This window comes from Streptomyces sp. AC602_WCS936 (assembly GCF_019049125.1).
In the GTDB taxonomy this organism is placed as follows: domain Bacteria; phylum Actinomycetota; class Actinomycetes; order Streptomycetales; family Streptomycetaceae; genus Streptomyces.
In genome coordinates this window covers 1-7,850 of the sequence record NZ_JAGMUF010000073.1, presented here as the reverse complement: position 1 = coordinate 7,850, position 7,850 = coordinate 1, and the positions used below count along the sequence as shown (strand labels likewise).

The following is a 7,850-nucleotide window of genomic DNA, read 5'->3' as shown; positions in this document are numbered from 1 at the left end:
GTCAGGGCCTGGGTGACGGTCGGGGCCGGGGCGGGGGTGTCGGTCAGGGCCTGGGTGACGGTCGGGGCCGGGGTGAGGATGCCGATCGGGGCCTGGGTGACGGTCGGGGCCGGGGTGAGGATGCCGATCGGCACCGGGGCCGGGGCGACGATGCCAGCCGGGACCGGGACCGGGGCGACGATGCCAGCCCGGACCGGGACCGGGACCGGGACCGGGGCCGGGGTGTCGGCCGGGATCTGGATGCGGGCCGGGGGCAGGGCGGCGGGCGGGTCCGCGGTGCCGGGGAGCCGGTCGGGGCCGTGCGTGGTGAGCACACGCACAGCGAACCGCCCGCGCCCCGGCCGCGCGTCCTCGTCCAGCGCTCCTCCGTGCGCGGTCAGGTACTCGACGCCCTGCGCGACGCGCTGATGGCCGGCGAGCTGCGGCCCGGCGAGGTCTACTCGGCGCCCGCGCTCGGGGAACGGTTCGGCGTCTCGGCCACGCCCGTGCGCGAGGCCATGCAGCAGCTGGCCGTGGAGGGCGCCGTCGAGGTCGTCCCCAACCGCGGCTTCCGCGTCGTCCGGCGCGGCGACCGGGAACTGGCCGAGCTCGCCGAGGTCCGGGCGCTGCTCGAGGCCCCGGTCTGGCTCCGCCTGGCCCGTACGGTGCCCGCCGAGCGGTGGGCGCGGCTGCGGCCCCTCGCCGAGGCCACCGTCCGGGCCGCGTCCTCCGGCTGCCCGGCGACCTACGCCGAGGCCGACCGCGCCTTCCACCGCGCGGTGCTCTCGCTCGCCGGCAACGAACAGCTCGTCGGCGTCGCCGGCGACCTGCACCGCCGCGCCCAGTGGCCGCCGGCCGGGACCCCCGCGGGCCGGGGGCGGGCCGACCTGATCGCCGACGCGCACGAGCACACGGCACTGCTGGACGCGCTGATCGCCGGCGACCCGGACGTGGTGCGGGCCCTGGTGGGGGAGCACTTCGGCGCGGCGCCCTGAGCGCTCCCCCAGGGAAGGGCGGGCCGCCTACGACACCTCCTGCCGCTCCGTACGGCTAGCCGGCACCGTCTTCTCCGCGGTCCGCCCCTTGCGCCGGGACCGGCGGGACCCGTCGCCGCGGTCGTACATCTCGATGGCCAGCGGGGACGCCGTGAACACCGAGGAGTACGTCCCGACCCCCACGCCGATCAGCAGCGCGAGCGCGAAGTCGGTCAGCGAGTCCTCGGCCAGGAGCGCCAGCGAGGCGAGGATGAGCACCGCGCCCATACCCGTGTTGACCGTGCGCGGCAGGGTCTGCAGGATCGCCCGGTTGGTGAGCCGGGCGAACGGCGTCTTGCGGTCCTTGCCGGCGAGCAGCTCCCGGATGCGGTCGAAGAGGACCACCGAGTCGTTGACCGAGTAGCCGATCACGGTCAGCAGCGCGGCCAGGAACACCCCGTCGATCGGCTTGCCCAGCCACGCGAAGACACCGACCAGGATGACCACGTCGTGGCCGAGCGCGCTCACCGCCGCCGTGCCGAACAGCAGCCGGAACCGGACGGCGAGATACAGCAGCTGTGCGCCGAGGGCCAGGCCCAGGGCGATCAGGGCGTCCCGCCGCAGCTCCTCGCCGAGGCTGGGGCCGATCAGCTCGTCGCGGACCTTCTCGGTCTCACCGCCCAGCTCGCCGACGGTCTCGGTGACCTTCTCCGCCTCGGCGTCGGTCAGCTCCTCGGTGCGTACCGACAGGTCGCCGTCGCCGGAGGACTGGACGACGGCGCGGGGGAAGCCGGCGTCGGCGAGGGCGTCCCGGGCGCGGTCGGCGTCGACCTGGGTGGCCGTGGAGTACTCGATCAGCCGTCCGCCGGTGAACTCGATGCCGAAGTCGAGGCCGCGGACCAGGATGCCGGAACCGGCCACCACCATGACCAGCGCGGACGCGGCCAGCCAGCGGCGTGGCCGGCGCATCAGGAACGGGTCGCGGCGCAGCAGCGCGTCCCGGACCGGGCCGGTCGTCGAGATGCCGGTGATGTGGGGACGGCGGAAGACCGCCGGGCGGCTCGCGGCGAACTCGGCGAGCACCCGGGTGATCACCAGGGCGCTGACCATGGAGGCGAGGACACCGATGCCCAGGGTGACGCCGAAGCCCTTCACCGGACCGGAGGCCAGGAAGAAGAGCAGGGCGGCGGCGATCAGCGTGGTGACGTTGGAGTCGGCGATCGCGCTGAAGGCGCTGCGGAAACCGGCGGTCAGCGAGGAGCGGGTGCTCGGGCGGGTCCGGGAGGCCTGTTCCTCGCGGGCGCGTTCGAAGACGAGGACGTTGGCGTCCACCGCCATGCCGATGGCCAGCACGAAGCCCGCCAGGCCGGGCAGGGTGAGGGTGGCGCCGACCGCGGCCAGCGCGGCGTAGGAGATCAGGCCGTAGCAGAGCAGGGCCACGGTCGCGAGGGCGCCCATCAGGCGGTAGACGACGATGATGAACAGCGCGGTGAGCGCGGTGCCGATGACGGCCGCCCAGGCACCGGCCGAGATGGCCTCGTCGCCCAGGGTCGCGCCGATGGTGCGCTGCTCGATGGTCTCGACCGGCACGGGCAGGGCGCCGCCCTTGACGAGCAGCGCCAGTTCGCGGGCCTCGGCGTCGTCGAAGGAGCCGGTGATCTGGGTGGAGCCACCGGAGATGCCCGCCCCGCAGGCCACCGAGGGGTCGACCTGCGGCGAGGAGATGATCTTGTCGTCGAGCACGATGGCGACCCGGCGCTGCGGGTCGCCGGCCGGGTGACAGGCGGCCTCGCCGGTCACCTTCGCCCAGCGGTCGCCGCCCGCGTCCTTGAAGTCCACGGTGACCAGCCAGCCGGCTCCGCCCTGCTGGTCGAAGCGGGCGTCGGCGCCCTTGACGTCCTCACCGGTGAGCGAGGCCGTCTTCAGCCGCAGGGGCTGTCCGTCCTCGTCGGGCAGGACGCGCTCGCCTTCCGCACCGGGCTCCGACCCGGGGTCCTTCTCGGTGCTCTCCGCCGCGCCGAGCACCGAGTGGACGGTGAGCTGGGCGGTGCGGCCCAGCACGTCGGCGGCCTGCTTCGGGTCCTGGACGCCGGGCAGCTCGACGACGATCCGGTTGTCACCGGAGCGGACGATGGACGGTTCGGCGACGCCGAGCGCGTCGATGCGGCCGCGCAGCACCTCCACGGTGCGGTCGGTGGCCTCGCGGTCGGCCTCGGTGGTCTTGGTGGACTTGGTCTCCAGCACGATCTGGGTGCCGCCGCGCAGGTCGAGCCCGAGGCGGACCGGCATGGTCAGGGCGATGGCCACGGCGCCGGCCATCACGAGGAGGGCGACGAGCGCCCGGCCCCTCAGGGAGTTGGGGCGTGAGCGGGGACGGGAACGTTTCAACAGGGGCCTCCGGCAGGCACGCCACGGCAGCGGCCCAGCGCGGCCGCGGCGAGAGAAGGAATGGGATGTACGGGTGCCTCAGGTGCCGGAGGAGGCGGGAGGCGCCCGTCCGCGGTCGTGGCTGGTGCGGCCGGGGGAGACGGGTACGGCGCCGGACGGCGCCGTGGTCCGCCGGTGAGCGGCGGGGGCGGCGCGCGTGGGGCGCGTGGCCGTGGCGAGGCGGTCCGGGGGCGCCGGACGCTCACCGAGGTGGTCGTGCCGGGCCCTGGCCTGGGTGGCGCAGGAGGCGGTGCAGCCGTCGTCGGCGTGGAAACCGGTGTCCGGGTGGGGGACGGTCGTCGCCGCGGGGGCCATTCCGGGCAGGGCGAGGCCCGCACCGGCCAGTGGGCCGGCCGGGACCAGGGTCAGCAGGACGGCCAGCAGCGCGGTGAGCGTCGCGGCGAGGCGGTGACCAGGGGCGGTGCGAGGTGTGGGGCGCATGCACCGTCCCTGTTCGTGTGATCGGCGGGTTGGCGGTCAGCTGGGCGGGTCAGGGCTCGATGAGCCCGGCGCGGATGGCGTACCGGGTCAGTTCCAGACGGTCGCGCAGGCCGAGCTTCTGGAGGAGGTTCGCCCGGTGCCGCTGGACGGTCTTGATGCTGATGAAGAGGATCTCCGCGATCTCCTTCGAGGAGTGGCCCTCGGCGACGAGCTTGAGGACCTCCTCCTCCCGGGGCGTGAGGATGTGGTCGGCGTTCTCCTCGCCGTGCCGGACCCGGTCCAGGTAGTTGCGGATCAGGGCGGTCACCGCACCCGGGTACAGGAACGGCTCGTCGCGCATCGCGGCCCGGCAGGCGGCGACCAGATCGCGGTCGGCGACGGACTTCAGGACGTATCCGCAGGCCCCCGACTTCAGCGCCTGGAACAGGTACTGCTCGTTGTCGTGCATCGTCAGCATCAGGATGCGCAGCCCCGGTTTCAGCGCGGCCAGCTCCCGGGCGGCCTGGAGCCCGGTCAGGCGGGGCATCGCGATGTCCAGGACCGCGAGGTCCACGGCGTGCGCCCGCGCCATGTCGATGGCCTCCGCCCCGTCCCCGGCCTCGGCGACGACCTCCAGGTCCGGCTCACGGTCGAGGATGAGCCGTACCCCGCGCCGCACCAGCGCGTGGTCGTCGGCCAGCAGGATGCGGATCCTCGACGGGTCGGACGAAGGCGCGGCGGAGGGGGCCGACGGGGCCGGCTCCGGCAGGGACGGGTCGGGCAAGGAGGGGTCGGACATGGTCAGGGCTGCTTCCTGGGGACGGGTGCGGTGAGCCGGATGCTGGTGCCGGCGCCGGTTGCCGAGGTGATGTCGAGGGTGGCGCCGATGAGCAGGGCCCGCTCCCGCATGCCGCGGATGCCGGCGCCCTCGCAGACCGCCTCGGCGGTGCCCCGGCCGTCGTCGGCGATGGTGAGGGCCACCGCGCCGTCGGCCCGGCCGAGGCTCACCTCGACGCGTTCGGCGTCCGCGTGGCGGGCCGCGTTGGTCAGGCTCTCCTGCGCCACGCGGTAGAGGACCAGCTCGGTCTCCTGGTCCAGGGCGGGCAGATCGGCGTCGAAGCGGCGGACGACGCGCAGCCCGGTGTGGGTGGCGAAGTCGTGCGTGAGCGAGGACAGGGCGCTGATCAGCCCGAGGTCGTCCAGGACGCCGGGCCGCAGGCGGCGCACCAGCCGGCGTACCTCGTCCAGGCTCTCCCGGGTGATCTCCTGCGCCTGCTGCAACTCCTCGCGCAACGGCTGGTCGGCGTCGTCCGCGGCGCGGCCGAGCACGAGCAGGATCGCGGTCATGCTCTGCCCGACCTCGTCGTGCAGCTCCTGGGCGATACGGCGGCGCTCCGCCTCCTGGGCGAGCAGTACCCGGGCGCTGCTCGTGGCCCGCTCGTGCTCCAGCCGGTCGAGCATGGCGTTGAAGGTGCGGATCAGCTCGGGCACGTCGCCGCCGCCGGACACCGGCAGCCGCTGGCCGGGACGCAGCAGGTCGACGGTGGTCATCAGCTTCGTGAGCCGGTCCAGGGGCGCCAGGCCCCAGCGCAGCAGGGCGCCGTTGGCCACCAGCATGACGGCCATGCCGCCCACCAGGACGACCGCCTCGGTCAGCAGCACCGGCACGGAGACGGTCACGGGTGCCCACAGCAGGAGTGCCGTGGCGAAGCCCAGCACCACCGAGTTGAGCCCGAAGATCCGCCAGAACAGGGACACCGGGGGGTACGCCTCCTTCTGCGACGCGTCGACTGGTACGCCTCCACTGTCGGTCATCGCGCACCCTCGGTGGGAGCCGCGGTCCAGGGACCCGTCCGGCGAAGCAGACCCTGGTCGCGACCGAGCAAGCGACCAGCGTCCCTCGCCGGGTGCCGCCGGGTCGATGGGGTCCGACCCCCATTTCCGAGCGACGGCACACCCATACGGGGGTCCCGGTACGTCGCCGAGTGGATCCCGCGGCCCCCGGCAAATGGGGTCTGCGCCCGATGGGTTTCCCCGGCCGCCGGGGCCATGGTTGAGGCTGACCGGGTCCGATCGGCCCGGCGCTCGCCGTACCCGCAGAACCTTCCGAGCAGTACCCGCAGAACCTTGCGAGAAAAGGACGCACCGTGTCGCTCGACGCCTCCCGCATCGAACCCCGCCCCGAGCGGCTGACCGCTCACGAGGCACGCCAGCGCCTCGAGCACGCCCGCAGCACCCGCATCACCCAGCTCCAGGCCCTGAAGGAGAGCGGCCAGGCGGACGACCAGCTGATGTCCGCGCAGCAGGACGCGATCGCGCGGGTGCTCAAGGAGATCGACGAGGCCTTCGCCCGTATCGACGCCGGCACCTACGGCGCCTGCCTGGGCTGCGGCAAGCCGGTGCCGGGGGAGCGGCTGGAGATCCTCCCCTACACGCGGTACTGCGTCGCCTGCCAGCGCCGCGCCGCCGCCTGACCGTCGTCCGTCCAGTCTTCGTCTCCCGCCCTGCCCGAGGGGTGAAGTGGTGAACAAGCAGATCATCGGCGACCGCGACACGTGCCTGTCGCCCGCGGACCTCGCCGCGCTCGAGGAGAGCCTCCACGAGCAGCGCAGGTTCCGCGAGGAGCAGCTGCGGCAGATCGCGGCCGTCCCGTCCCGCGCCGGCGAGCCGAGCCGGCCGAGCGCCGCGCGGACCGAGGTCCGGGTCAAGCTCGCGGCCTCCGCCCGCATGGTGCTCGCCGACGTCGAGGCGGCCCTCGCCCGCATGGCGGAGGGCCGCTACGGCCACTGCCATCTGTGCCGGCGTCCCGTCGACCGCGAGCGCCTGATGATCGTGCCGCAGGCCCGCTACTGCGCTCGCTGCCAGCAGGTGCGGGAGGCGGGACGATGACCGTGGTCCGGCGGTCCCGTACCGCGCGCTCCCCGCACCGGCCCTGGCCGATGTGCCGGCACTGCACCGGCGTCGCCCTCGACATGGGCAGCGCCCGTACCCGCGCCTGGGTCGCCGGGCGGGGCATGATTCTCGACGTGCCGACCGTGACCTTCCCGGGCGTCGGCGCGGTCTATCCCATCCAGCGCGGCTCCATCGTCGACACCCCGGGCACCGCCCGGATGCTCGACCGGCTGCTGGGCCACCGCCTGCCCCGCTTCACCCGCCCCCTGGTCGTGGTCACCGCGCCGGTGCTGGACGGGTACGCCTACCGCAACGAGGCCCGTACGGCCGTGGAGGTGCTGCGCCCGCGCAGCGTGCTGACCGTGCCCAGCGCGCGGGCCGTGGCCCTCGCGGCGGGCGCCGACCTGTCGCGGCCGCTGCTCGTGATCGACATCGGGGCGCACCTCACCGAGGTGGTGCTCCTGGTGGACGGCGCCGTCTTCGACGCGCGCCGCACCGCGCTGGGCACGGGCGACCTCGGCGAGTCCACGCCGGCCGCGGGGATCGGGGAGGCGGTGGCCGAGATGACGACCTCGATGCTGCGCCAGGACCGTACGTCCCTCACCGTCGACGCCCTGGGCAGGGGACCGCTGCTGGCCGGCGGGGGCGCCCTGCGCCCCGAGATCACCTGCGACCTCACCCGCAGGCTGCACGTCCCGCTGCGCGCCGTACCGGCCCCGCACACGGCCGCCGTCCGCGGCGCCGCCAAGCTGCTGGGGGCGGCGCACTCCCACCCGTCCACCGCGGGCACGGACCCACCGGACGAACACCCGCACTGACCGGGTTCGCGGACACCGGGCCGCCGGCGTGCTCGGCCGGGCGGGGATGCCGTACCCGCACGGCGGCCGGGTGCCACAGCCAGGGGCTCCGCCTGCCAGAGGCGCCACCGGCCCGCCCGCGTCTCCGGTGCGGGCCCGGTTCTCCGCCGTCGGCCCCGGGACCACGTCCCCCTCAGCGCCCGCGCGGGCGCCGGTCACACTCCCGGGACCGGCGCCCGCCGGGTCGGCCACCGGCCGACTCGTACGGCCGCCCCGACACTCTCCGCGCCCAGGCCTCGTCCCGAAGCGTCCTCCAACCTCCGCCTCACCTCGACGACCCGCACCGCACACACCCTCCGTC

Annotated in this window: 8 protein-coding genes and 1 pseudogene; 4 read left to right on the top strand and 5 right to left on the bottom strand. The window is 74.8% G+C overall.

Annotated features, from left to right (window positions below; genetic code table 11):
* Positions 1 to 314: pseudogene (locus KUM03_RS24665) on the bottom strand (hypothetical protein); the annotation flags it as partial.
* On the opposite strand from KUM03_RS24665, the gene KUM03_RS24660 reads away from it, so the two are divergent.
* The gene (locus KUM03_RS24660; RefSeq protein WP_374225383.1) at positions 237 to 974 is read left to right on the top strand and encodes a GntR family transcriptional regulator; all 738 of its coding nucleotides are present in this window, start codon (positions 237 to 239) and stop codon (positions 972 to 974) included. The pseudogene KUM03_RS24665 and the gene KUM03_RS24660 overlap by 78 nt on opposite strands.
* 27 nt (positions 975 to 1,001) lie before the next feature.
* On the opposite strand, the gene secD is transcribed toward KUM03_RS24660, so the two are convergent.
* The 4 genes from secD to KUM03_RS24640 form a co-directional block, all read right to left on the bottom strand.
* Complete coding sequence (gene secD, locus KUM03_RS24655) at positions 1,002 to 3,341, bottom strand: protein translocase subunit SecD (protein WP_217251494.1); 2,340 nt, start codon at positions 3,339 to 3,341, stop codon at positions 1,002 to 1,004.
* 78 nt (positions 3,342 to 3,419) lie between these two features.
* Complete coding sequence (locus KUM03_RS24650; protein WP_217251493.1) at positions 3,420 to 3,821, bottom strand: hypothetical protein; 402 nt, start codon at positions 3,819 to 3,821, stop codon at positions 3,420 to 3,422.
* Positions 3,822 to 3,870: 49 nt separating this feature from the next.
* Positions 3,871 to 4,599 (bottom strand): response regulator transcription factor, encoded by a 729-nt coding sequence (locus tag KUM03_RS24645; protein WP_217251492.1) that lies wholly within the window; start codon positions 4,597 to 4,599, stop codon positions 3,871 to 3,873.
* A gap of 2 nt (positions 4,600 to 4,601) precedes the next feature.
* Complete coding sequence (locus KUM03_RS24640; RefSeq protein ID WP_217251495.1) at positions 4,602 to 5,558, bottom strand: HAMP domain-containing sensor histidine kinase; 957 nt, start codon at positions 5,556 to 5,558, stop codon at positions 4,602 to 4,604.
* Between the two features lie 389 nt (positions 5,559 to 5,947).
* Here KUM03_RS24640 and KUM03_RS24635 point away from each other — a divergent pair, with 389 nt between their 5' ends.
* From KUM03_RS24635 to KUM03_RS24625, 3 genes are read left to right on the top strand one after another with little or no spacing between them, the layout of a single operon-like run.
* Positions 5,948 to 6,274 carry a TraR/DksA C4-type zinc finger protein gene (locus KUM03_RS24635; RefSeq protein ID WP_217251491.1) on the top strand — a complete coding sequence of 109 codons (327 nt, stop codon included), beginning with the start codon at positions 5,948 to 5,950 and terminating at the stop codon, positions 6,272 to 6,274.
* Positions 6,275 to 6,320: 46 nt separating this feature from the next.
* The gene (locus tag KUM03_RS24630; protein ID WP_217251490.1) at positions 6,321 to 6,689 is read left to right on the top strand and encodes a TraR/DksA C4-type zinc finger protein; all 369 of its coding nucleotides are present in this window, start codon (positions 6,321 to 6,323) and stop codon (positions 6,687 to 6,689) included.
* A complete protein-coding gene (locus KUM03_RS24625; protein ID WP_217251489.1) occupies positions 6,686 to 7,510 on the top strand; it encodes a rod shape-determining protein in 825 nt (274 codons plus the stop codon). Before KUM03_RS24630 ends, KUM03_RS24625 begins: the two co-directional genes overlap by 4 nt.
* The last annotated feature ends 340 nt before the right edge of the window (positions 7,511 to 7,850 follow it).

Coding starts and splice junctions, on each gene's coding strand:
- KUM03_RS24650 (WP_217251493.1), bottom strand. CDS start 3,821: ATGCGCCCCACACCTCGCACCGCCCCTGGTCACCGCCTCGCCGCGACG.
- KUM03_RS24645 (WP_217251492.1), bottom strand. CDS start 4,599: ATGTCCGACCCCTCCTTGCCCGACCCGTCCCTGCCGGAGCCGGCCCCG.
- KUM03_RS24625 (WP_217251489.1), top strand. CDS start 6,686: ATGACCGTGGTCCGGCGGTCCCGTACCGCGCGCTCCCCGCACCGGCCC.